The 24,746-nt window shown below is 59.0% G+C and carries 17 protein-coding genes; 14 read left to right on the top strand and 3 right to left on the bottom strand.

The features are described from left to right. Nucleotides 1-32 precede the first annotated feature (32 nt). On the top strand, nucleotides 33-629 hold the full coding sequence (locus BEN49_RS23960; protein WP_070747333.1) for a nucleotidyltransferase family protein: 597 nt from the start codon (nucleotides 33-35) through the stop codon (nucleotides 627-629). An 85-nt stretch (nucleotides 630-714) separates the two neighbouring features. After that, nucleotides 715-2,214 carry a hypothetical protein gene (locus BEN49_RS23955; protein ID WP_070747331.1) on the top strand — a complete coding sequence of 500 codons (1,500 nt, stop codon included), beginning with the start codon at nucleotides 715-717 and terminating at the stop codon, nucleotides 2,212-2,214. A 36-nt stretch (nucleotides 2,215-2,250) separates the two neighbouring features. Here the strand turns inward: BEN49_RS23955 and argH are convergent, their stop codons facing one another. Genes argH through argB form a run of 3 tightly spaced genes read right to left on the bottom strand, consistent with a single transcriptional unit; the run spans nucleotide 2,251 to nucleotide 5,410 of the window. Beyond that, nucleotides 2,251-3,558 carry an argininosuccinate lyase gene (argH, locus tag BEN49_RS23950; RefSeq protein WP_070747329.1) on the bottom strand — a complete coding sequence of 436 codons (1,308 nt, stop codon included), beginning with the start codon at nucleotides 3,556-3,558 and terminating at the stop codon, nucleotides 2,251-2,253. A 20-nt stretch (nucleotides 3,559-3,578) separates the two neighbouring features. Next, nucleotides 3,579-4,643 carry a M20 family metallo-hydrolase gene (locus BEN49_RS23945; protein WP_070747327.1) on the bottom strand — a complete coding sequence of 355 codons (1,065 nt, stop codon included), beginning with the start codon at nucleotides 4,641-4,643 and terminating at the stop codon, nucleotides 3,579-3,581. Beyond that, entirely contained in the window at nucleotides 4,631-5,410 is a 780-nt protein-coding gene (gene argB / locus BEN49_RS23940; RefSeq protein WP_070747326.1) for an acetylglutamate kinase, read from the bottom strand. Before argB ends, BEN49_RS23945 begins: the two co-directional genes overlap by 13 nt. A gap of 481 nt (nucleotides 5,411-5,891) precedes the next feature. Here argB and BEN49_RS23935 point away from each other — a divergent pair, with 481 nt between their 5' ends. The 12 genes from BEN49_RS23935 (at nucleotide 5,892) to BEN49_RS23880 (ending at nucleotide 24,451) form a co-directional block, all read left to right on the top strand. Further along, nucleotides 5,892-6,521 carry a GNAT family N-acetyltransferase gene (locus BEN49_RS23935; protein WP_204376197.1) on the top strand — a complete coding sequence of 210 codons (630 nt, stop codon included), beginning with the start codon at nucleotides 5,892-5,894 and terminating at the stop codon, nucleotides 6,519-6,521. Next, nucleotides 6,521-7,714 carry an argininosuccinate synthase gene (argG, locus tag BEN49_RS23930; RefSeq protein WP_070747325.1) on the top strand — a complete coding sequence of 398 codons (1,194 nt, stop codon included), beginning with the start codon at nucleotides 6,521-6,523 and terminating at the stop codon, nucleotides 7,712-7,714. Before BEN49_RS23935 ends, argG begins: the two co-directional genes overlap by 1 nt. Next, nucleotides 7,701-8,684, top strand: coding sequence for an N-acetyl-gamma-glutamyl-phosphate reductase (gene argC, locus BEN49_RS23925; protein ID WP_070747320.1), 984 nt, complete (start codon nucleotides 7,701-7,703; stop codon nucleotides 8,682-8,684). The genes argG and argC overlap by 14 nt, the downstream gene beginning before the upstream one ends. A 66-nt stretch (nucleotides 8,685-8,750) precedes the next feature. Then, entirely contained in the window at nucleotides 8,751-9,914 is a 1,164-nt protein-coding gene (locus BEN49_RS23920; protein ID WP_070747319.1) for an aspartate aminotransferase family protein, read from the top strand. Nucleotides 9,915-10,040: 126 nt separating this feature from the next. Next, a complete protein-coding gene (carA, locus tag BEN49_RS23915; protein WP_070747317.1) occupies nucleotides 10,041-11,126 on the top strand; it encodes a glutamine-hydrolyzing carbamoyl-phosphate synthase small subunit in 1,086 nt (361 codons plus the stop codon). A gap of 475 nt (nucleotides 11,127-11,601) precedes the next feature. Next, nucleotides 11,602-11,853, top strand: a complete 252-nt coding sequence (locus BEN49_RS23910) for a GIY-YIG nuclease family protein (protein ID WP_070747315.1) — start codon at nucleotides 11,602-11,604, stop codon at nucleotides 11,851-11,853. Between the two features lie 120 nt (nucleotides 11,854-11,973). Continuing rightward, nucleotides 11,974-15,207, top strand: a complete 3,234-nt coding sequence (carB, locus tag BEN49_RS23905; protein WP_070747314.1) for a carbamoyl-phosphate synthase (glutamine-hydrolyzing) large subunit — start codon at nucleotides 11,974-11,976, stop codon at nucleotides 15,205-15,207. 144 nt (nucleotides 15,208-15,351) lie between these two features. Then, nucleotides 15,352-16,296 carry a Rossmann-fold NAD(P)-binding domain-containing protein gene (locus BEN49_RS23900; protein WP_070747312.1) on the top strand — a complete coding sequence of 315 codons (945 nt, stop codon included), beginning with the start codon at nucleotides 15,352-15,354 and terminating at the stop codon, nucleotides 16,294-16,296. 189 nt (nucleotides 16,297-16,485) lie between these two features. Beyond that, the gene (locus tag BEN49_RS23895; RefSeq protein ID WP_070747310.1) at nucleotides 16,486-17,502 is read left to right on the top strand and encodes a LacI family DNA-binding transcriptional regulator; all 1,017 of its coding nucleotides are present in this window, start codon (nucleotides 16,486-16,488) and stop codon (nucleotides 17,500-17,502) included. A gap of 307 nt (nucleotides 17,503-17,809) precedes the next feature. Beyond that, nucleotides 17,810-20,878 carry a SusC/RagA family TonB-linked outer membrane protein gene (locus BEN49_RS23890; RefSeq protein WP_083326433.1) on the top strand — a complete coding sequence of 1,023 codons (3,069 nt, stop codon included), beginning with the start codon at nucleotides 17,810-17,812 and terminating at the stop codon, nucleotides 20,876-20,878. A 30-nt stretch (nucleotides 20,879-20,908) separates the two neighbouring features. Further along, nucleotides 20,909-22,588, top strand: a complete 1,680-nt coding sequence (locus BEN49_RS23885; RefSeq protein WP_070747306.1) for a RagB/SusD family nutrient uptake outer membrane protein — start codon at nucleotides 20,909-20,911, stop codon at nucleotides 22,586-22,588. A gap of 225 nt (nucleotides 22,589-22,813) precedes the next feature. Then, the gene (locus BEN49_RS23880; RefSeq protein ID WP_070747304.1) at nucleotides 22,814-24,451 is read left to right on the top strand and encodes an alpha-L-fucosidase; all 1,638 of its coding nucleotides are present in this window, start codon (nucleotides 22,814-22,816) and stop codon (nucleotides 24,449-24,451) included. Nucleotides 24,452-24,746 lie beyond the last annotated feature (295 nt).

The following is a 24,746-nucleotide window of genomic DNA, read 5'->3' as shown; positions in this document are numbered from 1 at the left end:
CACCGGCCTTTTTTGTATTAATCCCCCAGGATATGCCGCCCCTACTTGCTCCGCCGACCGCCGCCCTGGTTTTGGCGGCCGGCAATTCCAGCCGCCTGGGCCAGCCCAAGCAATTACTTGTTTACCAAGACGAAACACTGTTGCACCGGGCCGTCCGCACGGCCCTGGCCGCCGGCTACGCCCCGGTGGTCGTCGTGACGGGGGCCCTGGACGCGGAGCTGCGCCGCGCCGTGGCCGACCTGCCCTGCCAGGCCGTGCACAACCCCGATTGGGCCGCTGGCATGGGCGCTTCCATCCGGGCGGGCTTGGCCGCACTGGGCCCCGCGGCCACCGCCGTACTCGTCCTAAGCTCCGACCAGCCGCTGGTAACCGCCGCGCAGCTGGCCGCCTTGGCCCAGCACCAGCAAGCCACTGGGGCCCCCGCCGTGGCCGCCGCTTATGCCGAGGCGTTCGGCATCCCGGCCGTGTTCACCGCTAGCGCGTTAGCCGATTTGCACCGCATCCGCCCCGAGCAGGGCGCCAAGCCCCTGCTGGCCCGCTACGGCCCCGCGCTGGCCCTGGTGCCCCTGCCCGACGCCGCCTTCGACGTGGACACCCCCGCCGCTTACCAGGCGCTGCTGGACTACTAGGGCCCCGGCGCGGCGCTTCTGCTGAACAAGCTGTTGGTTTAAAACCGCCTCCAGCCCATTCTCGAAGTTTAAATTTGGAAGTTGTTTGGGAAGTCGTCAGACCGTCGCGCTGCGCCTGCCGAACAATTACAAATTTCCGAACCTCCCAAGCAGCTTCCTGCTACTGATGCGCATACCAATTCCCCTAAAATACCGCCAGTTCTTACTGAAAGCAGGACTCGTTCTAGCATTGCTGCCATTCTTTGGGTTGAGCTTTTATAGTCTGCCTTATTCTGACGATTACTCAGCCGGCGTATTGGCCCGGACTTACGGCATTGGCGGGGCCTGCCAGCACTTGTACCAAACCTGGTCGGGACGTTTTTTCTGCAACGCCCTGCAAATCGGATTGAATCCGCTTAGCTACCGTTGGCTGGGGGGCATGTTCTTACCCGTTCTTCTTGGGTTTGCTGTGAAAATCGGGGGTTTGTGGCTGGGACTGCGCCACCTCACCACCGGGAAGCTAACGGCATCCACCGCCGCATGGCTGGCCGCGGGCCTTACCCTCTTGTACCTGGCCGTAGTACCCGATGTGTATTCCGCGGCCTATTATTTCACTGATCTGGCCGTATACCAATTGCCCGCATTATGGCTCGTGGTAGTTCCTGTGGCAGTCAACCAGGCCCACCGGGTCCCAATTCGTTCTCGAAGGCATCTTTGGTTGCTGCTCGCTAGCCTGGGCACTGCGGCAACGGCCGGCGCCACGGAGTTAGCCGTAGTATTGCTGGGCTGGATGCTGTTTATTGGCTTCACCAGCAGCCTGATTCGCAAACAGAGGAATAGTGCGCGAATTTGGTTCGGACTGGGTTGCTTGCTGCTAATAGTAAGCGGCCTAGCATTCAGCGCGCCGGGCAATTACGCTCGGATGCAGGTGAATGCCACGCCAGTAGCGAGTGCGGCCGAATGTTTCCACCGCCTGCTCAACAACGTTCGATCGGTATTTGCTTCCCCTGGCCTGCACGGCATTGCACTGGTGCCGCTGCTCCTGGCGCCCCTTGGTGTGCGCCTGCTGCCTGGCCGGCCAGCCGGCTTGGCTTTGCCGCTGCCCCTCGGCACAGCGCTCCTGCTTGTAGGCGTAGTCCTGGGCTGTTTGCCCTATGCCCTTGTCTGGGACACGCCCATGCCGCTTCGGGCAACCAACGTATTGCTGTGGTGGCTATTAATTGGCTGGCTTCTGGTGTGCTGGGCCTCGCTAGGGCCCAGCCTTCCCCGGGTACTGAGCCCACCGGCCCGCTTGCTAATAGCCGTTTTTCTCGCGGCAATTGTTTCCCTTACCAGCGTCCGCGCTTGGCTGGAATTAGCAATTGATGCTCCTCCCTACGTCCACCAGTGGCAGGGCCGCTACGCCTTGTTCGACCGCCAAGCCCAGCAGCCAAACCAAAAGCTGACCATTGCCCCCATCGTAGGCGTTACCCCACGTCACATCACGATTCACGGTTATGACATTCAACCGTACTACAATTTTTATGTAAACGGGCAAGTGGCGAGCTGGTTCCGCATGGATTCGGTTAGAACCGATCCAAGCCAAATGGGCCACGCCGCTTTTTAGGCTACAAGCCCTGCAAGACGGCACGGCCCCAAATCCTTACTTCATCCCAAGCACCCGGCTGTGCGCTTTTAGCTGCTGTATTTTGGCGTTGATTTCGGCCAGCCCCGGGTTGTGCACGCTGCCCAGGTGCGAGGTGCGAAACTCCCGGTGGGCCCGGTAGCTGCCATCCTCCACCGCTTGGCCCACCTGGCGGTACGCTTCGCGGAACGGCACCCCGCTCTGGATGAGCTGATTGATGTTTTCAACCGAGAAAATCGGGTCGTATTTCGGCTGGTCGATGATGCCGGGCACTACCTGAATTTCGGGCACGGCGAAGAGCAGCATGTCCAGCAAATCAAGGAACTGGCGCAGGGGCCCGAACAGGATTTCTTTAAGAATCTGGAAGTCGCGGTGGTAGCCGCTGGGCAGGTTGCTGGTGGCCAGAATCAGGTCGGTGGGCAGGGCCTGGAGGCGGTTGGCGTGGGCGCGCACCAACTCGAATACATCAGGGTTTTTTTTGTGCGGCATGATGCTGGAGCCCGTCGTGAATTCCTTGGGCAGCTTCACAAACCCCATGTCCTGGCCGTTGTAGAGCACTAAATCGTAGGCCATTTTGGCCAGGGTAGCGGCGGCCCCGGCAATGGCAAAGGCGACGGTGCGCTCAGTTTTTCCGCGCAGCATTTGGGCTCCCACGGCGCTCACGGCCACGTGGCCAAAACCCAGCGCCGCCGTCGTCTGCTCGCGGCTGATGGGGAAGCTGCTGCCGAAGCCCGCACCCGAGCCCAGCGGGTTCTGGTCGGCCACCGTGTGGGCCGCCTCAAACAGCGCCACATCGAGCAGCAAGTGCTCGGCGTAGGCCCCAAACCACAGCCCAAAGCTGCTCGGCATGGCCGCTTGGAAGTGCGTATAGCCGGGTAATAAATCGTCGCGGTGCGCGGCGGCTTTTTGCAGCAGCACCTCGGCCAAAGACACCAGCTTAGCCGCCGCCTGCTCAGTGTAATCCTTGATAAACAGCTGGATATCCGTCAGCACCTGGTCGTTGCGCGAGCGAGCGGTGTGAATTTTCTTGCCCGCATCGCCAAACTTCTCCGTCAAATAAGACTCGATTTTGGAATGCACGTCCTCAAACTCGGCCTCAATCTCAAACGTGCCGGCCTCAATCTGCTGCTTCAGTTCCTCCAGGCCCTGGGCCAGTTGCTGCTGCTCCGCGGCGGTAATTAACCCGGCCCCGGCCAGCATATCGGCGTGGGCCCGGGAGGCCAGCACGTCGTAATATGCCAGGTACATGTCCAATTCCCGGTCGCGGCCCACGGTAAATTTCTCAATTTTCTCGTTAACCGAAAAGCCTTTTTCCCAGATTTTCATCCTTGCTTCTTTGTAATTAATTAAATCTCCAAATCAGTCAGCAGCGCTACGTAATCGCGCACCCCACTAATTATTTCACTGCGCAGAATAAACTCATCCGGCGTGTGCGACCGCGCACTGTCGCCGGGCCCTATTTTCACCGTCGCAAACGGCATCAGGGCCTGGTCCGACAGCGTGGGCGAGCCGTAGGTTTCCTTGCCCAGGGCCCGGCCGCGCTGCACAATGGGGTGGTCGGCTGCAATGCGCGACGAGTTCAGGCGCAGCGAGCGGGGCGTAATTTCTGACCGCAGGTTTTGCTGCAAAATCTCCACCACCTCGGCGTTGGCGTACAACTCGTTGGTGCGCACGTCCACCACGAAGCGGCACTCGTCGGGCACCACATTATGCTGCTGCCCGGCATTGATTTGCGTGGCCGTGGTCTTGACGGGCCCCAGCATGGGCGACACGCGCGGCAGTTGGTTGCGGCGCAGCCAGGCAATATCGTCCAGGGCCCTATACAGAGCATTATCGCCTTCGTCGCGGGCCGCGTGGCCGGTTTTACCGCGGGCCAGGCAGTCGAGCACCAGCAGCCCTTTTTCGGCCACGGCCAGCTGCATCTGCGTGGGCTCGCCCACAATGCCGAGGGCGATGGGCCCCAGCTCCGGCAATAGCTTGGCAATGCCGTTGGCCCCGGAAATTTCCTCCTCAGCTGTGATGGCGCAAATTAAATTATAGGCCCGCGGCTGGTCCTTCAAATGCAGGAACGCCGCCAGCAAACTCACCGCCGAAGCGCCCGCGTCGTTACTGCCCAGGCCGGTCAGTTTATCGCCTTCCCAGGTGGCTGCGAACGGCGCATACGTCCAGGCCGCGCCGGGCTTCACGGTGTCGTGGTGCGAGTTGAGGAGCACCGTGGGCCGGTCGGGCACGTAGCCCGGGGCCACGGCCCACACGTTATTGCCCTGGCGCTGCGGCAGGGCCCCGTGCACCGTCAGGAAATCAAAAATCAGCGTGGCGGTGGCCCCTTCTTCCCGCGAAAATGAGGGCGTCGCAATTAGTTGCTCCAGCAGCGCCACGGCCGCCTCCGTAAGCGCGGCTAGTTCAGGCATAGCACCGTTTTGAGTGAATCGCCAATTTTCAGTGCGTGGCCAATAATTACTTTACTGACGCCCTGGCTCAGCGCATCGAACGAATTATCCAGTTTCGGAATCATGCCTTCGGCAATAATTCCGGCTTCTTTTAATTCTGCATAGCTCGCCAAATTAATCGTGCCAATGACCGAATTATCGTCGTTTACGTCGAGCAATACACCGTTTTTCTCGAAGCAATAATGCAGCTCGACCGCAAATTGCTTGCTCAACGCTATGGCTACGGTGGCGGCAATAGTGTCGGCGTTGGTGTTTAATAATTGGCCTTGGCCGTCGTGCGTAATTGCGCAAATTACCGGCGTCAGGCCCAACCCGAGAAAGTCTTCCAACAGCGCGGCGTTGACACCCGAGGGCTTGAGGTCGCCCACGAAGCCGTAATTAATTTCGCGCACTGGCCGCTTCACCGCCCGAATCAGGTTGCCATCTACCCCGCTGATTCCCAGAGCGTTGACGCGGTTACGCTGCAAATCGGCCACAATGGCCTTATTGGTTTTGCCGGCGTAAAACATGGTCACAATCTCCAGCGTGGCCGCGTCGGTGATGCGACGGCCGTTCACTAGCTGCGGCGCAATTCCCAGGGCCCGCAGCATTTCGCTGGCCCCTTTACCACCGCCGTGCACCAGAATCTTGGGACCCTCCACGCGGGCAAACAATTGTAGAAACTGCGCCAAACTCGTCGCATCGTCGATGATGCCGCCGCCAATCTTAATTATTTTTAATTGCTTCATTTGCCCTTAATAATTAATTAATCGCTCTTTCACTTGTGTGTAGCTCGGGATAAGCTAGCATCCCGGCGCTGCTGCCTCTACCCCGGCAAATAAGTGGCTTGCCAAAAAACTTCTCTAAAAGGTTGCGCGCAAAAGTAGGGGGTTTTACTTTTGCAGCAGAATTGAACTCTGCGCCTCGGGGGCTCGTTTAGCATCCGATTTCTCGCTCCTGCCATGACCGTATCCTTGCCCACTACTACGTTGTTTGCCGCCGCCGCGATGGCCGGGGGCTCGACGGTGTGCGTTCGGACTTCGTGGGTACGACGACCCTAGCGGCTACCGCAGCCGCTTGGTGTGCCCGCCCGGGCCACCTCTCCTTGGCGCCGGGCCGGGCCCCGCGCCGCTTACCGATAGATTTTTGGGCTTGCCTGGCACTACCGAACGCGGACTGCGTTTGCCGGGAATCCGCGCATCTCTCCCTAAGTTTTTCTCAATTCACAGAATGGAAATTCGGGTTGCAACGGCAGAAGATGCCATTTACGCCGACGCGCTGTGCCAGTGGTACATCGAGTCGGCCAAACAGCGCGGGACGGGTATCGCCAAGCGCGAACCGGCCTACGTGGCCCAGAAAATGGCCAGCGGCGACGGCGTCATTGCCTTCGTCGACGGAGAGCTGGCCGGGTTTTGCTACATCGAAACGTTTGACGACAAGTCCTTTGTCGTCAACTCGGGCCTGGTGGTAAACACCGAAATTCGCAAGCATGGCGTGGGCCGGGCCATCAAGCAAGCGGTGTTCAACCTCTCGCGTACCAAGTACCCGCAGGCCAAGATTTTCGGCATTACGACCAGCCTGGCCGTGATGAAAATCAACACCGACCTGGGCTACGAGCCGGTCACCTTCTCCGAGCTAACCCAAAGCGAAGACTTCTGGAAGGGCTGCAAAAGCTGCAAGAACTACGGCATCCTGATGGAGAACGAGCGCAAAATGTGCCTCTGCACCGGCATGCTCTACGACGCGGCCGACCAGCTCGTGCAGGTGCAAGTGCCCGATTTTGCCGCCCTGGGGCCCCCGCCTTTCCCGGGGCCCCAGACCCCGCTTCCGACCCTGAAACTGACTCTGCCTCCTAAATGATGAAGAAAAAAGCCATTCTCGCCTACAGCGGCGGCCTCGACACGTCGTACTGCGCCGTGTATTTGTCGCGCGAACTCGACTTGGAAGTTCACACCGTCATCGTCAACTCCGGCGGTTTCTCGCCCGAGGAGCTGGCGGCCATCGAAAAGCGCGCCTACGAGCTGGGCTCGGTGCAGCACGAGGTGATTGACGTAACGCAGCGTTTCTACCACGATTGCCTGCGCTACCTGCTATTCGGCAACGTGCTGAAGAACGATACCTACCCGCTGAGCGTCAGCGCCGAGCGCATGTTCCAGTCGCTGGCCATTGCCGAGTACGCCCGCCAGAACAAGGCCGACTACATCGTGCACGGCAGCACCGGTGCCGGCAACGACCAGGTGCGTTTCGACGTGGCCTTCGCCGTGATTGCGCCCGATACCGAGATTATTGCCCCCATCCGCGACAAGAAACTCTCGCGCCAGGAAGAGATTGAATATTTGCAAAAGAACGGCTTCGAAATGAGCTGGGAGAAGGCGAAATACTCCATTAATGTGGGCATTTGGGGCACCAGCGTAGGCGGCGTCGAAACGCTGACTTCGCACCTGGCCCTGCCCGACAGCGCCTACCCGTCGCAGCCCACCGCTACGGAGGCCCAGCAAATCGAGATCACCTTTGAAAAAGGCGAGCCCGTGGCGCTTAACGGCGAAACGCTGGATTCGGTCACGCTGATCCAGCGCCTCAACGCGCTGGGCGCTAGCTACGCCATTGGCCGCGACACGCACGTGGGCGACACGATTCTGGGCATCAAGGGCCGTGTGGGGTTTGAGGCTCCGGCAGCGCTCATGCTCATCAAGGCGCACCACTTGCTGGAAAAGCACACCTGCTCGCGCTGGCAGCTGCTGCACAAAGACAACCTGGCCAACTGGTACGGCACGCTGCTGCACGAAGCGCAGTACCTCGACCCGGTGATGCGCGACATGGAGGCCTTCCTGGCTTCGTCGCAGGCCCGCGTGTCGGGCAAAGTGACGGTGCGCTTGCAGCCCTACCGCTTTGACTTGCTGGGCGTTGTATCGCCTTACGACATGATGCAGTCGAAGGCCGCTACCTACGGCGAAACCAACGACGCCTGGGACGCCCGCGACGCCAAGGGCTTCATCAAAATCTTTGGCAACCAGTTGAAAATTCACGCCAGCCTCGACGATGCAAACAATTAAGGCGGGCATCGTGGGCGGGGCCGGCTACACGGCCGGTGAGCTGCTGCGCATCCTGCTGCCGCACCCCAACGTGGAAATTGCGGCCGTGGTGAGCAGCTCCAACGCCGGGGCCCCCGTGGCCCTGGTGCACGACGATTTGCTGGGCGATACCGACCTGGTGTTTGCCAGTGAGTTATCGGGCGCGGAAGACGTGGTATTCCTCTGCCTGGGCCACGGCAACTCACGGGCTTTCCTAGAGAAAAACCCGCTGCCGGAAACTACGCGCGTCATCGACCTAAGCAACGATTTCCGCCTCGCCGCCGACCGCGACGTAGCCGGCCGTCACTTCGTGTACGGCTTGCCCGAGGCCAATCGGGAGGAAATCCGGGGCGCGACCAGCATTGCCAACCCGGGCTGCTTTGCGACCGCCATCCAGCTGGCGCTACTACCACTGGCCGCCGCTGGGGCCCTAACCGAAGCCGTGCACGTGTCGGCCCTCACCGGCAGCACGGGCGCCGGTAGGGCCCTGAGCGACACGGGTAACTTCTCGTGGCGTAACAACAACGTGTCGGTCTACAAAGCCTTCACGCACCAGCACTTGGGCGAAATTGGCGAGACGCTGACTGGTTTGCAGCCCGGCTTCGGCCGGCCCATTCACTTCATCCCGTACCGCGGCAATTTCACGCGGGGTATCTTCGCCTCGGTCTACACCACGTCGGATTTGCCGCTGGCCGGGGCCCAAAAGCTGTACCAAGAGTACTACCGCGACGCACCGTTTACGGTGGTTTCCGAGCGCGAAATTCAGCTCAAGCAGGCCGTTAATAACAATAAGTGCTTCCTGCACTTGGCCAAGCACGGCGACCAGCTGCTCATTACCTCCGCCATTGATAACCTGGTAAAAGGTGCCTCGGGCCAGGCGGTGCAAAACATGAATTTGTTGTTCGGCCTCGACGAAACCACGGGCCTGCGGCTAAAATCAACGCTCTTTTAATTACGCTGAGTCGTTCTTTCTTTCGAATAAAATGACCCAGCGTAATTAATACCTAATTAATCAGCCATGAATTTATTCGACGTTTACCCGCTCGTGGATATTACGCCCGTACGGGCCCTGGGGGCCCAACTCTGGGACGACAAGGGCCAGGAGTACCTGGATTTCTACGGCGGCCACGCTGTTATTTCCATCGGCCACAGCCACCCGCATTACGTGCAGCGCCTGACGGAGCAATTAAATAACATTGGCTTCTACTCGAACTCGGTTAAAATCCCGATTCAGCAGGAGTTGGCGCACAAACTGGGCCAGGTGTCGGGCTACGAGGATTACGCGTTATTCCTGTGCAACTCGGGGGCCGAAGCCAACGAGAATGCCCTGAAGCTGGCCTCGTTCCACACCGGCAAAAAGCGCGTGGTGGCTTTCAAAGGCGGGTTTCACGGCCGTACCTCGGGCGCGGTGGCAGCCACGGACAACCCCAAAATTGTGGCCCCCTTCAATGCGGGCCACGCCATTTCCTTCGTCGAGTACGACCTGAAAGCCGTGGCCGAAGTGCTGCGCGGCGGCGACGTTTGCGCCGTCATCATCGAGCCGATTCAGGGCGTGGGCGGCATCATCATGCCTTGCGATGATTTCTTGCAGGGCCTGTCGCTGCTCTGTGGGGCCCACAACGTGCTGCTGATTGCCGATGAAGTACAGAGCGGCTACGGCCGCAGCGGCAAGTTTTTCGCGCATCAGCATGCCGGCATCCGGCCCGATATTATTTCGGTGGCCAAAGGCATGGGCAACGGCTTCCCCATCGGCGGCATCCTCATTGCGCCCCAGTATAAAGCCTCCTACGGCCTGCTGGGCACTACCTTTGGCGGCAACCACCTAGCCTGCGCCGCCGCCCTGGCGGTGCTTGAAGTTATTGAAAACGAAGACTTGCTAGCGCACGCCACCGCCATGGGCGACCACCTCCGCACCGAGCTACTGGCCCACGCCGGGGCCCTGGAAATCCGCGGCCGAGGCCTGATGGTGGGCATCAAGTACGATTTTCCCATCAAGGAAATCCGCGACAAGCTGCTGTCGGAATTTCACATTTTTGTAGGCAACGCCTCCGACCCCACGGTGCTCCGGCTGCTACCGCCGCTTAATATCACGAAGGCGGAGGTTGACCGGTTTTTAGGGGCCCTGTATACATTGACGGGGAAGCCGGCAGAAGCTGTTCAACCAGCCTCGGTATTAGATTAATAGGATATAGAGACGCAATATTTTGCGTCTCTTTGTTTATCAGCCTTTTCCGAAACGACACATATTAATATGGTCTGCACGATGACGGCTTAATAACTTTGCGTCTCTAAAACAGCAACAACTTAGATGTCCCAAACAGTAAAACTCATCCTCGAAGACGGCACCGAAATCCAGGGCGAATCCTTCGGGGCCCTAACTTCCGCCGCGGGCGAAGTGGTGTTTAGCACGGCCATGACCGGCTACCCCGAAAACCTCACCGACCCGTCCTTCGCCGGCCAGATTCTGGTGCTCACCACCCCCATGGTGGGCAATTATGGCGTACCCGGCGAGGAGCTGTACGAGTCGATTTCCACCATTTTCGAGTCCGATAAAATCCACATTGCCGGGCTGGTGGTGAGCTACTACTCCGAGGAGCACAGCCACTGGCACGCCGCCAAGAGCCTCGGCGACTGGCTCAAGGAGTACAACATCCCTGGCATCTTTGGCGTCGATACCCGCATGCTCACCAAGAAGCTGCGCGAGAAAGGCGCCATGCTGGGCAAAATTGTGGCCGAAACCGACGTGCCAATGCACGACCCCAACCTCGACAACCTGGTGGCGCAGGTGAGCCCGGCTGGCGTGCAGCACTACGGCAGCGGCCAGCACAAAATCGTGCTCGTGGACTGCGGTACCAAAACCAACATCATCCGCTGCTTCCTGGAGCGCGACGTAGAGCTGATTCGCGTGCCTTGGGACTACGATTTCACGACCCTCGACTACGACGGCCTGTTCCTAAGCAACGGCCCCGGCGACCCCAAAATGTGCGAAGCCACCATCCAGCACCTCCAAAAAGCGCTGCAACAGGACAAGCCGATTTTCGGCATTTGCCTGGGCAGCCAGCTCATGGGCCTGGCGGCGGGCGGCGACACCTTCAAGCTGAAATACGGCCACCGCAGCCACAACCAGCCCGTGAAGCTCACCGGCACCCAGCACTGCTACATCACCAGCCAAAACCACGGCTTCGCGGTGGATACCGCCACCCTGCCGGCCGAGTGGGACATGCTGTTCGAGAACCTGAACGACGGCACCTGCGAAGGCATCAAGCACAAAACCAAGCCGTTCTTCTCCACCCAGTTCCACCCCGAAGCAGCTGGGGGCCCCCAGGATACGGAGTTTCTGTTTGATGACTTTTTGAAAGCGGTGGTGGAATATAAGAGCGCTAGCAAGGAATAGAAACTGTCGTTATGCTGAGCGCAGCGCAGCGGAGTCGAAGCATCTCTACCGCTTCGCTGAATACGTTACCCAGAGTCAATTATATAGTGTCCGCTCTTCATCAACTTCAACATGAAATTATTGGCCTTGTCAGTTTTGATGATGTTGACTTTCCGCAAGCATGTCGTGGGAAAATATGAAGGCGGCAGTCCACATCATTCGCATCTTATTGTAACGCTATTCAGTGATTCCACTTTCACATATTCAACTTGGTATCACAGTAGTCCTAAAACTACCCGAACCTATAAAGGCGTGTGGTACAAGTCACCAAACAAATTGGTACTAGACTCTGAAAAAGAGCACGGAATGTTTCATAACGAAACCTTCGACTTGAAAGGTGACACATTGCGATTATACTCTCGAAGAGATTCTATCGGAAATCCACGCTTTTACAGAGAGTACTTCACTCTTGTTCGCAAGCCATAATTAATTCAGCATGTACGTCTTGACCAATCAAACCCAAACCGTCCTCTACATCGGCGTTACCAACGACCTCATCCGACGACTTCATGAGCACAGCAGCAACCGAGGCGATGCCAGCAAATTAACCGGACGGTATCAGGCTGATTTACTCGTGTACTTTGAAACAGCCCCCGATGCCACGCAGGCCATAACACGAGAAAAGCAATTAAAAGGGTGGATGCGCCGGAAGAAAGACGCGTTAATTAATGCGCTTAATCCGAGTTAGCAGGCTATTGATTTAGAAACTTGGTAAGGCTGAATTTACTAAATCCAACGAAGCGGTAGAGATGCTTCGACTTCGCTGCGCTCCGCTCAGCATGACGTTCTTTTGAACACATACGACCTAATGAACAAACCCAACAAAGTACTCATCCTCGGCTCCGGAGCCCTAAAAATTGGCGAAGCCGGGGAGTTCGATTATTCCGGCTCGCAGGCCCTCAAGGCGCTGAAGGAGGAAGGCATCCGCACCATCCTCATCAACCCCAACATTGCCACTGTGCAGACGTCGGACAACATTGCCGACGACGTGTACTTCCTGCCCGTGACGCCCTACTTCGTGGAGGAGGTCATTAAGAAGGAGCAGCCCGATGGCATTTTGGTGGCTTTTGGGGGCCAAACGGCTCTGAACTGCGCCGTGGCCCTGTACCGTGCCGGCGTGTTTGAGAAGTACAATGTGCAGGTGCTGGGCACGCCCGTGCAGAGCATTATCGACACCGAGGACCGGGATATTTTCAAGGAGAAGCTGGAGCAGATTGGCGTGCTCTCGGCCCGCAGCGTGGCCGTGACCACAATGGACGACGCGCTGGCGGCCGGCGAGAAAATCGGTTTCCCGATTATCGTGCGGGCGGCGTTTGCGCTGGGCGGCCTGGGCAGCGGCTTCGCCAACAACCTGGAGGAACTTAGGGCCCTGGCCCAAAAATCCTTCACTACGTCCGACCAGATTCTGGTGGAAGAATCGCTGAAGGGCTGGAAGGAAGTGGAGTACGAAGTGGTGCGCGATGCCTATGATAACTGCATCACGGTCTGCAACATGGAGAACTTCGACCCCATCGGAATTCACACCGGCGAGAGCATCGTAGTGGCCCCATCGCAGACGCTCAGCAACCGCGAGTACCACAAGCTACGCAGCATCGGCATCCAGACCATCCGGCACCTAGGCATCGTGGGCGAGTGCAATATTCAGTACGCGCTGGACCCCGTTTCGGAAGATTACCGCGTGATTGAGGTGAACGCGCGCCTGTCGCGCTCCTCGGCGCTGGCCTCCAAAGCCACGGGCTACCCGCTGGCCTTCGTGGCCGCCAAGCTGAGCCTGGGCTACTCGCTGGCCGAACTGAAAAACAGCGTAACCCAGACCACTTCGGCCTTTTTCGAGCCGGCGCTCGACTACGTGGTGGTGAAGCTGCCGCGCTGGGATTTAGGCAAGTTTGCGGGCGTTAACCGCCAGATTGGCAGCGCGATGAAGAGCGTGGGCGAGGTCATGGCCATCGGCAAATCCTTCGAAGAAGCCATCCAGAAAGGCCTGCGGATGCTAGACACCGGCAAGCGCGGCTTCGTGGCCAACCGCCCCGAGGACGCGCTGGACAACGCCGCCATCGACCAGCTCTTGAGCGAGCCGAACGAGGAGCGCATCTTCGCCATCAACAGCGCCTTCGAGGCCGGCTACACGCTGGAGCAAGTGCACCAACTAACCAAAATTGACCACTGGTTTTTGCAGCGCCTCTACGGGATTTTTGAGCTAAGCAACCAGCTCGCCGCCGGCCGCAGCGCGGGCCTGCAAGGGCTGGAAACCAAGCTCCTGCGCGACGTGAAACGCGCTGGTTTCTCGGACCAGCAGATTGCCGTGAAGCTACTGGGCGAAGGCGACGTGAAGGCCGACGAGCTGTTGGTGCGTGCCTACCGCAAGGCCCTGGGCGTGCTGCCCGTGGTGAAGCAGATTGACACGCTGGCGGCCGAATTCCCTGCTAAAACCAACTACCTCTACACCACTTACTACGGCACCGAAAACGACCTGGAACGCGAAACCGCGCAGTCGGTGGTGGTGCTGGGCTCGGGCGTGTACCGCATTGGCTCATCGGTCGAGTTTGACTGGTGCGGCGTGCAGGCCGTGCAAACGGCCGCCGAGGAAGGCTACAAAACCATCATCATCAACTACAACCCCGAAACCGTTTCGACCGACTACGACGTCAGCGACCGGCTGTATTTCGAGGAGCTGAGCTTCGAGCGGGTGATGGACATTCTGGATTTTGAGCAGCCCGGCGGCGTCATCCTGAGCACCGGCGGCCAGATTCCGAATAACCTCGCTACTCGCCTGGCCGATGCCAACGCACCGATTCTAGGTACGGCTCCGGCCCGCATCGACGAGGCCGAGAACCGCCACAAGTTCAGCAGCATCATGGACGAGCTGGGCATTGCCCAGCCGCGCTGGAAGGAGCTGACCTCGCTGGCCGCCATGCAAGAATTCGTGCGCGAAGTCGGTTTCCCAGTGCTCATCCGGCCGAGCTACGTGCTATCAGGCGCAGCTATGAACGTGGTTTCCAATAACTTCGAACTGGAAGAGTTTCTGAAAACGGCCGCCGAGGTTAGCGCCGAGTACCCAGTGGTGGTGTCTGAGTTCATCCAGGAAGCCAAGGAAATTGAGCTAGACGCGGTGGCCGACCACGGCGCAATTGTGAGCTACGCCATTTCCGAGCACGTCGAGTTTGCCGGCGTGCACTCCGGCGACGCGACGATGTATTACCCGCCGCAGCGCGTATATGTAGGCACGGTGCGTAAGCTGAAAATTATCGCCGAAAAAATTGCCAAGCGCTACGAAATCAGCGGGCCGTTTAATATCCAGTTTCTGGAAAAGAACGGCACTATCCGGGTGATTGAATGCAACATCCGCGCGTCGCGGAGCTACCCGTTCGTGTCGAAAATATCGGGCAATAACCTGATTAAAAAAGCCACCCAGGTGCTGCTCGGCAAACACGTAGAGCGCGACGAAAGCGAGCGAATTTACGACTTGCCTTTCGTGGGCGTGAAGGCCCCACAGTTCTCTTTCACCCGCCTGCCCGGGGCCGACCCGGTGCTGCGCGTCGACATGGTGAGCACCGGCGAAGTAGGCTGCCTAGGCGACACCGCCGAAGAAGCCCTGCTAAAATCAATGCTGAGCGTGGGCTACAAAATCCCGCAGAAAACCGTGCTGATTTCCGGAGGGCCCATCATCTCCAAAGTGGCGCTACTCGCACCCACCGAGCTGCTGGTGAAAAAGGGCTACACTGTTTACGCCACGCAAGGCACGCACCGTTTCTTCGCCGAAAACGGCATCCCCAGCAGCCTGCTCTTCTGGCCCGACGACCATATGGAGCCCAACGTGCTCACGTATTTGAAGGAGAAGAAAATCGACCTGGTAATTAATATCCCCAAAAACCTGTCGAAAGGCGAGTTGGATAACGACTACAAAATCCGCCGCACCGCCGTGGATTTTGGGGTGCCGTTGCTGACGAATGCGCGACTGGCGAAGGCATTCATTCAGGCGTTCTGCACACTGGAAATGAAGGACTTAAAGATTAAGAGCTGGAACGAGTATAAGGCGATGTAGCCATCGTAGTGATAATAGGAGGAACGTCGTGCTGAGCTTTTTTAAGCATCCCTACCGCTTTGTTTTAATGACACTGCAATGAAACGGTAGATATGCTTCGACAAGCCCAGCATGACGTTCTGATTTTTTAAATAATCCACGCATATGAAAAACTTCACCTCCTTTGCCGATGCGGGCGACTACAAAGCCCTGTTGCAGCAGGCCCTGGAAATAAAGGCTAACCCTTACGGATACCAGCACATCGGCAAGAATAAAACCGTGGGACTGATATTTTTCAACCCCAGCTTGCGCACCCGACTTAGCTCGGTGAAAGCGGCTTATAACCTGGGGGCCCAAGCCTGGGTGCTGAACGCGGGAGCCGACTCCTGGACGCTGGAAATGGCCGACGGGGCGGTGATGAACGGCGGCACCCAGGAGCACATCAAGGACGCCATTGCGGTGATGAGCCAGTACTGCGACGTGCTGGGCGTGCGCACATTTCCTACCCTCAAGGACAAGGAGGCCGACTACAGTGAAGAGGTTTTCAACAAGATTCTACAATACGCCACGGTGCCGGTTATCAGCCTGGAAAGTGCTACGCTGCACCCGTTGCAGTCGTTTGCCGACCTGATTACGGTGGCCGAGACCAAGCAAAAGGCGCGCGTGAAAGTGGTACTGACCTGGGCCCCCCACGTGCGCGCCCTGCCCCAGTGCGTGCCCAATTCGTTCTGTGATTGGTTTTCAGAAATCGACTGGGTGGATTTTGTCATCACCCACCCCGAGGGCTACGAGCTGGACCCCAAGTTCACAAAGGGGGCCCGGATTGAGTACGACCAGCGCAAGGCCCTGGAGGGGGCTGACTATGTGCAGGCTAAGAACTGGAGCAGCTACCGTGACTACGGCCAGGTGCTCCAGAACGACCCGGCCTGGATGCTCACGCCCGAGCACATGGCCCTGACGGATAGCGCGAAATTCCTGCACTGCCTACCAGTACGCCGCAACGTGGAGGTATCCGACGCGGTGCTGGATGCGCCGGGCTCGCTCATCATCCAGGAAGCCGGTAACCGAACCATTTCCATGCAAACCGTGCTGCACGAGCTGCTGAAATAACCAGCGTAGCAGCGGAGTTGCGCACTGCCACCAGGGCCCGCCGGTAATCGGCGGGCCTTTTTTTGGTTAAAGATTGGGTAATACCGGCGTTTTCTTTACTGCCTGGCCCCGGAAAACCGTAGCTTTATTCACGCCAACCCGCCCCCTGCGCGACGGCCTTTTCTCACCCGGCCCCGCTTGTCTTCCCCAATGGACAAAGTCAATATTAAGCGCTTAGCCGAAGAGCTAAAGTTGTCCACGTCCACCATTTCCCGGGCCTTGCAGGACAGCTACCAGATTGGCGCGGAAACCAAGCAGCGCGTGCTGGAGCTGGCCAAAAAGCTCAACTACCAGCCCAATGCCCACGCCAGCAGCCTGGGGAGCCGCCGCAGCAAAACCATTGCCGTCGTCATCCCGGAAGTTTTCGATAGCTACTTCGCGCTGGCCATCAACGGAATCGAGGCCGTGGCCCAGGCCCGGGGGTACCACGTACTCATTTACCTCACCCACGAGCGGCTGCAGCTGGAGCAGGAAATTCTGCACGCCTTCCAGAGCGGCCGGGTGGATGGCGTGGTAATGTCGGTATCGGCCGAAACCACCTCCACGGCGCACATCCAGGCCCTGCGGGCGCAGGGTGTGCCGGTGGTATTTTTCGACCGCGCGGCCGACGACATCGACACGGCGCGGGTGACGACCAATGACGCCGAAAGCACCTACCAGGGCACCTGTCACCTGCTCGAGCGCCAGTGCACCACTTTGGTACTGCTTTCCATTTCGCGGCACCTTTCCATCAGCCGGCAGCGCATCGAAGGCTACCGCCGGGCCCTGGCCGAGCACGGCATCTCACAGCGCGACGACGTCATCGACTGCGGCCAGGACCCGGAAGCCAACTGCGAGTTAGTGAAGAACACCCTGGAAGCTCGCCCCGGCATCGACGGCATCATTTCCACCGTCGAGATGCTGACTGAGAGTGCCTACCAAGCGTGCGCTGCCCTGCACTTGCGCATCCCGCACGACGTGAAAGTGGTCAGCTTCTACAATGCGCGCTCGGCGGCTATTCTTAATCCTTCGCTGACCACCATCAGCCAGCCTGCTTTCGAGATGGGTAAGACCGCCGCGACGCTACTGCTCAAAGCCCTGCGAAACCCGAAAAGCACCCTGGTGGCCGAAAATGTCGTGCTGCCATCCGTACTCACCATCCGCAATTCGACGACCTTTGTTGGGTAGTGCAGGTGGGCAAATGCGGGGCCCCGGGGGCAAAGTTTACTGCGGGCGTTTCACTTTGTTAATCAACGCTTCATCTTCGGAAACAGGGCGAAAAGGCGAATTAATTGGCCTGGAGAGGACCTCCAGTGACCAAAACGTTTGTACCAGATTACGCAAGCGTTTGCGCAGATATAGCGTTGTCAATAGCATCTACTGCCGCGCTAGGGTATGTATTTCGTGGGCCTAATTGCTCACTTTTTATACCCTTTTTGTGTATGCGGACAACCTTTACGCGCTTACTAGCAGGCAATAGCTTAGCGGCCGCGCTCTGCTGCCTCAACTTCCCGGCACAGGCCAAGGTCGCGGCCCCGGCGGGCGGCTTGGGGCCCCACGCGTTGCCGGCGGCAGCCCTGCGCTGGGGGCCCCAACGGTAACGATTACCGGCAAAGTGACCGACGAAAAAGGCGAGAGCCTGCCCGGGGCCACGGTGCTACTGAAGGGCACTACCAACGGCACGACCACCGACATGAGCGGTAATTTCTCGCTCGCGCTGCCCACCGCGAAGGGGGTTCTTATTGTATCCTTCGTCGGCTACCAAACCATAGAAGTACCGATCAGCAACAACCTGGATATCAAGGTTGTCCTGAAGGCCGATGCCAAGTCGCTGGATGAGGTGGTGGTGGTGGGCTACGGCACCCAGAAAAAGCGCGACCTGACCGGCACCGTGGTGTCGCTCGAAAGCAAGGAGATTGTGAATTCCAAGGCACCCAACGCCCAAGAGGCGTTGCAAGGCCGCCTGTCGGGGGTAGACGTAAAACGCTCCTCGGGCAAGCCCGGCGCCGACCTGACTATCGAGATTCGGGGCGCCAACTCCATTGGCGGCAACACCCAACCGCTGTACGTGCTGGATGGTATTCCGGTGTCGAACATCAACGACATCAACCCGGCTGATATTGAGCGCATCGACGTGCTGAAGGATGCCTCTTCGACGGCCATTTACGGCTCGCGCGGCGCAAACGGGGTCGTAATTGTGACGACGAAGAAGGGCTCGGCCGGCGGCGCGCGCATCACCTACGACGGCTACGCGGGCTTTGTGGAAGCCTACAACCTGCCACCCATGATGAACGGGGCAGAATTTGCGGCCTACACCCGCGAATACAGCCGCACCCGCGCCATCGATCAAGGCCAGGACCCGGATGTGGTGGCCACCGATGAAAAGATATTTTCGGCTACAGAACTGCGCAACATCAAGAACAATAGCTTCACCAACTGGATAGACCTCATCAAGCAGCGCGGCCTGCAAACCAGCCACCTGCTTTCGCTTAACGGCGGCGATGGCAAAACCAACACCTTCTTGTCGCTCGGCTACCAGGACTACCAGGGCGCCGAGAAAGTAGCCGACCTGAAGAAGTACACCCTGAAAATCGGCGTTGATAAAACGCTCAGCGACAAGTTCAAATTTGGGGCCTCGACCTACGCGGCCTTCGTAGACAACAAGCCCGGCGGCTTCGAAGCGTTTCGGAGCGCCCACCGCCTGCGGCCCACCGGCAGCGCCTACAACGAAGACGGCAGCGAGCGTTTTATCGCCTTCGAAACCGAGGCGCAGGTTACCAACCCGCTCTTCGACTTCCGCAATGAAGTTCGGCGCACGCAGTACATCCGCCTCCTGCCGAACGTGTATGGCGAGTGGATGATCCTGAAGGACCTGAAGTTCCGGTCCACTTTCACCACCGATATCACGTACCAGCGGGGCGGCTCGTACTTGGACACCTATACCAAATCGCGGGCCGGCACCCAGCCCAGCAGTGCCAGCTACGACACGTACCACGTCTTCAACTACGACCAGGAGAACTTCCTGAGCTACGCCAAGGAATTTGGGCCCCACAGCCTCAGTATTTTAGCGGGCACCACGGCCAACTATTACCAGAACGACGCCAGTTCCACCAACGTTTCGGGCCTGCCTTACAGGTCGCTGTGGTACAACCTGGGCACGACTACGGCCGTGACCATTGGGGGCACCACTACCCCCCCTTCTACCGTTGCCACTAGCAACTACGCCAAGCAAACGACCATGTCGTACCTGGCGCGGGCCAACTACTCGTTCCACAACCGGTACTTGGTGACGTTGACCGGCCGCTACGATGGCAACTCCATCCTGGCCGAAGGCAAGAAGTGGGACTTCTTCCCATCGGCAGGCTTTGCCTGGGTAGCCAGCGACGAAGATTTCTTCAAGCAGTACGAATTCTTGAACCTGCTGAAGGCGCGGGTGAGCTACGGCGAATCGGGCAACGCGGCTATTTCGAGCAACAACCCGCTGGGCTTGAACCCCTACGCCACGCAGGTAACGGTGACGCCCTCGTACTACGACTTCAACGGCGTGACGGCCAATGGCTTTTCGCCCTCGGGCCTGGGCAACAAAAACCTGACCTGGGAGAAAACCCGCGAGTACAACGCCGGCCTGGAAATCTCGCTCTTCAAGGGCCGGATTTCGCTTGATGCGGACTACTACAACAAGACGTCGCGCGGCTCCATTCTGGTGCAGCAAATTCCGGCTGGCAACGGCTTCAACTCGGTGCTCTCCAACGTGGGCCGGGTGCGCAACGAAGGTGTCGAGCTGAACCTGAACACGGTGAACGTAACCAACAGTAAGTTCACCTGGAAAACGAACATCAACTTTGCCCACAACCACAACGAGATTCTGGACCTCTACGGCGACGGCAAAGACGACGTGGGCAACAGCTGGTTTATCGGCCAGAACGTGCGGTCGTACTACGACTACAAAGTGATTGGCGTGTGGCAGACCGACGAAGCGGTGAAGGCCGCCGAGTACGGGCAGAAGCCCGGCCAGTGGAAATTGCAGGATACCAACGGCGACGGCAAGATTAGCAGCGACGACCGGGTGGTGCTGGGCAACAACTCGCCCAAGTGGTTTGGGGGCATTTCCAACACCGTCAACTTCGCCAACTTTGACTTGAACGTGACCGTGTACACCCGCCAGGGCGTGACGGAATACAACCAGTTTCTGTCGGCGCACGAGTTTGGCGACCAGGGCCGTGCCCGCTTCAACTCCTTCAACCGCTCCTACTGGACCCCAACCAACCCGACCAATGAGTGGGCCAACGCCGCCATTGAGCAGGACGGCAACCGCCGGCGGGCTTCGGGCTACACCGATGCTTCCTACACCAAAATCAGCAACATTACCCTCGGCTACAACGTGCCGAAGGCCATGTCGGGCCGCTTTGGCGTGGGCGGGCTACGGCTGTACGCAACGGCTTACAACCCCTTCATCTTCACCGACTACGTGGGCTGGGACCCCGAAACGGCTAGCCTGAACACCTACGGGCAGCAAAGCTTCCGGACCCGCACCTTCCTCTTTGGGGTGAATGTGTCGCTGTAACCTAACCTTCTACAAGCCCACTCTTACTTTATGAAACGCTACATCAACGGCCTGTGCGCAACGGGCTTTCTGGCCCTGCTGGCCCTAACCGGCTGCAAGGACTACTTGACCGAAGAAAACCTGGGCGGCCTCACTGCCGAAACCTACTACGGCACCCCCCAAGGCTTCCAGGACCTGGTGAAATCGAATTACGCGCCCCTGCGGCCCCTGCTCGCCTACTCGGGCATGTTTTTCCTGGGCACCGATATCTTTACGGCGACGAACGTGGGCACGACCGATGCCTTCAACAGCTACGACAACAACCTGAATTCGAGCAACTACGACCTCGATTCGTACTGGAAAGAGGCCTACTACGCCATTCAGTTGACGAACACGACGCTCTTCTGGTCGACGCAGGTAGCGGGCCTGGACGTAGCAACGGTGGCCACCCGCGTGGCCGAAGCCAAGGCGCTGCGGGCCTACCACTACTTCCTGCTGACCGAAACGTTTGGCGACGTACCCCTGGTGCTGGCGCCTTCGACGCAGCCTTCGTTTGGCTTTACCCGCGCGGCGGAGAAGGACGTGTACGCCCAGATTATCAAGGACCTGACCGAGGCCACGGATGCCTTACCGGCTACCACCCCCGACTTTGGCCGCGTGACGAAGGGCATGGCCCAGCACCTCTTATCCAAAGTATACCTGACCCGCGGCTACAAGAGCTACGGCGCTGGCCAGGCCGACTTCACCAAGGCGGGCCAGCTCGCCGAGGCGCTTATCAGCTCGGGCACCTACGCGCTGAGCAGCAACTTTGCGAGCCTCTTCGACCCCAGCAACGCCGGCTTCCAGGTAAACCCGGAGGTTATTTTCTCGGTGCAGTACAATCCGAACGTCGAGAGCAACCGTTACTCCTACATCAACAACCCCGGCGCGTTAATCACGGGCAACGGCCTCCAGAACCAGTTCAACATGGAGTTTCAGACGTATCCGGCCATTGGTCGGAGCGCCTACTACAACAAGTCGAATCTCTACATTGCGCCTACTTCGTACCTGTACACCCTGTTTGACAAAACGCGCGATTCGCGCTACCAGGGCACTTTTGCGACGGCCATTTATGCCCAAATAGCGACGGCGGGCTTCGCATTAGGAGATACGGTGATCTACTTCCCCGACGTGCCTTTTTCGGCGGCCCGCAAGGCTACCAAGAAGTACTACGTGTACAACTTCGACGAGTACGAGACCAAGACCAGCTTTTCGCCCCGCTCGCTGCCCTTTGCCAAGAAGTTCCGGGAAGTGAACGTGCCCTACAGCGACGACAACAAGGGCGTTCGCGACACCTACGTGTTCCGTTTGGCTGAAACCTACCTCATTGCGTCGGAGGCGTATTTGAAGGCCGGTGACATGGCCAAGGCGGTGCAGTACTACAACGTGATCCGGACCCGGGCCGGCAAGCCCGGCACCAACCCCGCCACCAACCGCACCTACAAAGACGAGTTGAAGGCCACCAGCATCACCATCGACAATATCCTGGACGAACGCGCCCGCGAGCTGTTTGGCGAAGAGCTGCGCTGGTACGAGCTGAAGCGCACGGGCAAGCTGCTGGAGCGCGGCAATCTTTACAATAAGGAGCTGGCTAAATTCAACCGATTGAAACCCACCAACCTGCTGCGTCCCATCCCCCAAACCCAGATTGACTTGAACCGCGGCGACTTCCCACAAAACCCGGGCTACTGAGCAGCAGCTTCGTTGCCTTAATACATAGAACAGGCAGGCGGCCGCGCCCTCCCCAGCAGGCAACCGCCGGGGGAGGGGCGGCCGTTTCGCTGTACTGCCCCTCCTTCTGGACTGAAGTCGTCGCACCGGTTGTGCAAAGAGGAAGACCCCCAGCAAATGATTGGCCCGGACCGGACTTATTTGCACGGGCCCCGCTACCTTCCTACCCCCCTTTTATTCGCTACCATGAACCGACGCTCCATCGTAAAAGGCCTGGCCTCCGTAGTGCCAGCAGCCTTGGCAACCCAGGCGCTGGGCAAGTTTCGGCCATTTTTTGACTCCAACACCTCCGTTCCGGGCAAGTTTCAGCCCACTTGGGAGTCGTTGCAGCAATACCGCGCGCCCGAGTGGTTTCGGGATGCCAAGTTTGGCATCTGGGCGCACTGGGGGCCCCAGTGCCAGGCCGAGCACGGCGACTGGTACGCCCGCGGCATGTACGAGGAGGGCAGCGACAACTACAAGTACCACGTGCAGAAGTACGGGCACCCGTCGAAGTTTGGCTTCAAGGACGTTATCAACCAATGGAAGGCCGAGAACTGGCAGCCCGATGAGTTGCTGGCCCTGTACAAGCGGGCAGGGGCGCAGTACTTCATGGCGCTGGCCAACCACCACGACAACTTCGACCTATTTGATAGCACGCACCAACCCTGGAACTCAACCCGCCTGGGGCCCAAGAAAGACCTCATCGGCGGCTGGGCCAAGGCGGCGAAAAAGCAAGGCTTGCGCTTCGGGGTGAGCGTGCACGCTTCCCACGCCTGGAGCTGGTACGAAACGGCCCAGCGCGCCGACAAAACGGGGCCCCTAGCCGGGGTGCCCTACGATGGCAATACGCTGGCCGCGGCTGGCAAAGGCACTTGGTGGCAGGGCTACAACCCGCAGGACCTTTACGCCCAAAACCACCCGCTGGGCGAGGGCAGCCTCGAAGGCAAAATACAGTGGGACTGGGAAAAAGGCGTGACCGTGCCGCCGAAAGCGTACTGCGAGAAGTTCTACAACCGCACCATCGAGCTGCTCGATAAGTACCAGCCCGACTTGGTGTATTTCGACGATACGGCGCTGCCGCTCTGGCCCATTAGCGATGCGGGGCTGCGCATTGCCGCCCACATGTACAACACCAGCATGGCGCGCCACGGCGGCAAGCTAGAGGCGGTGGTGTACGGGAAAATTCTAAACGAGCAGCAGCGCCAGTGCATGGTCTGGGACATTGAGCGCGGCCAAAGCAACAAGATTGAGCCCCTGCCCTGGCAAACGGATACTTGCCTCGGCAGCTGGCACTACGACCGCCGCATCTACGATAAGCACGGCTACAAAAGCGCCCAAACCGTGGTGCACACCCTGATTGACGTGGTGAGCAAAAACGGCAACCTGCTGCTGAGCGTGCCCGTGCGCGGCGACGGCACCATCGACGACCAGGAGCGCGCCATTGTCGAAGGCATTGCCGCCTGGATGCATACCAACGGCGAGAGCATCTTTGGCACCCGCCCCTGGAAGCTATTTGGCGAGGGCCCGGCCCAGGAAGCCACTGCGCCGCTCAGCGCCCAGGGCTTCAACGAAGGCAAGGGCAAAGCCTTTGGGGCTCAAGACATTCGCTTTGCTACCAAGGGCCCGGTGCTGTACGCCACGGCCCTGGGCTGGCCCACCGACGGCCAGTTACTCATCAAGTCGTTGGCGGCGGGCAGCCCGCACCACCCCCAGGAAGTGAGCCGGGTGGAGCTGCTAGGCCACGGCCAGCCGCTGAAGTTTGAGCGCACGGCGCAGGGCCTCCGCGTGGTGCTGCCGGCGCAGGGCACCCAGTCCATCGCCTACGCTTTTAAAATCAGCTAAAAAACGTAGGCGTTACTATAAGAGCGCCGGCCACCAACCGGCTTTCATATTCGACAATAGCAAAAGCTGACTTTGCAAGACGTGGCTGTATCAAGCGCGCCGGCGCTGTCGGTAGTAGCCTTGCAGATGCAACGGGGCTAGCTGATGACGCCGATGAGCAAGCAGCAGGCGCTGCTGGTGGTCGCGGCCAAGGCGAAGCGGCCGCTGTAGTGCAAAGTCGTTCACCGTGTTGCCTCACTGCCTGAACAATAAATTTCCTACCCTCCCTGAAAGCCCCTACCCTCCTACTCTGCCT

It is taken from the genome of Hymenobacter coccineus (genome assembly GCF_001816125.1).
Lineage (GTDB): Bacteria > Bacteroidota > Bacteroidia > Cytophagales > Hymenobacteraceae > Hymenobacter > Hymenobacter coccineus.
The sequence above is the reverse complement of the archived record's forward strand: the minus strand, read 5'-3'. Positions and strand labels throughout refer to the sequence as shown.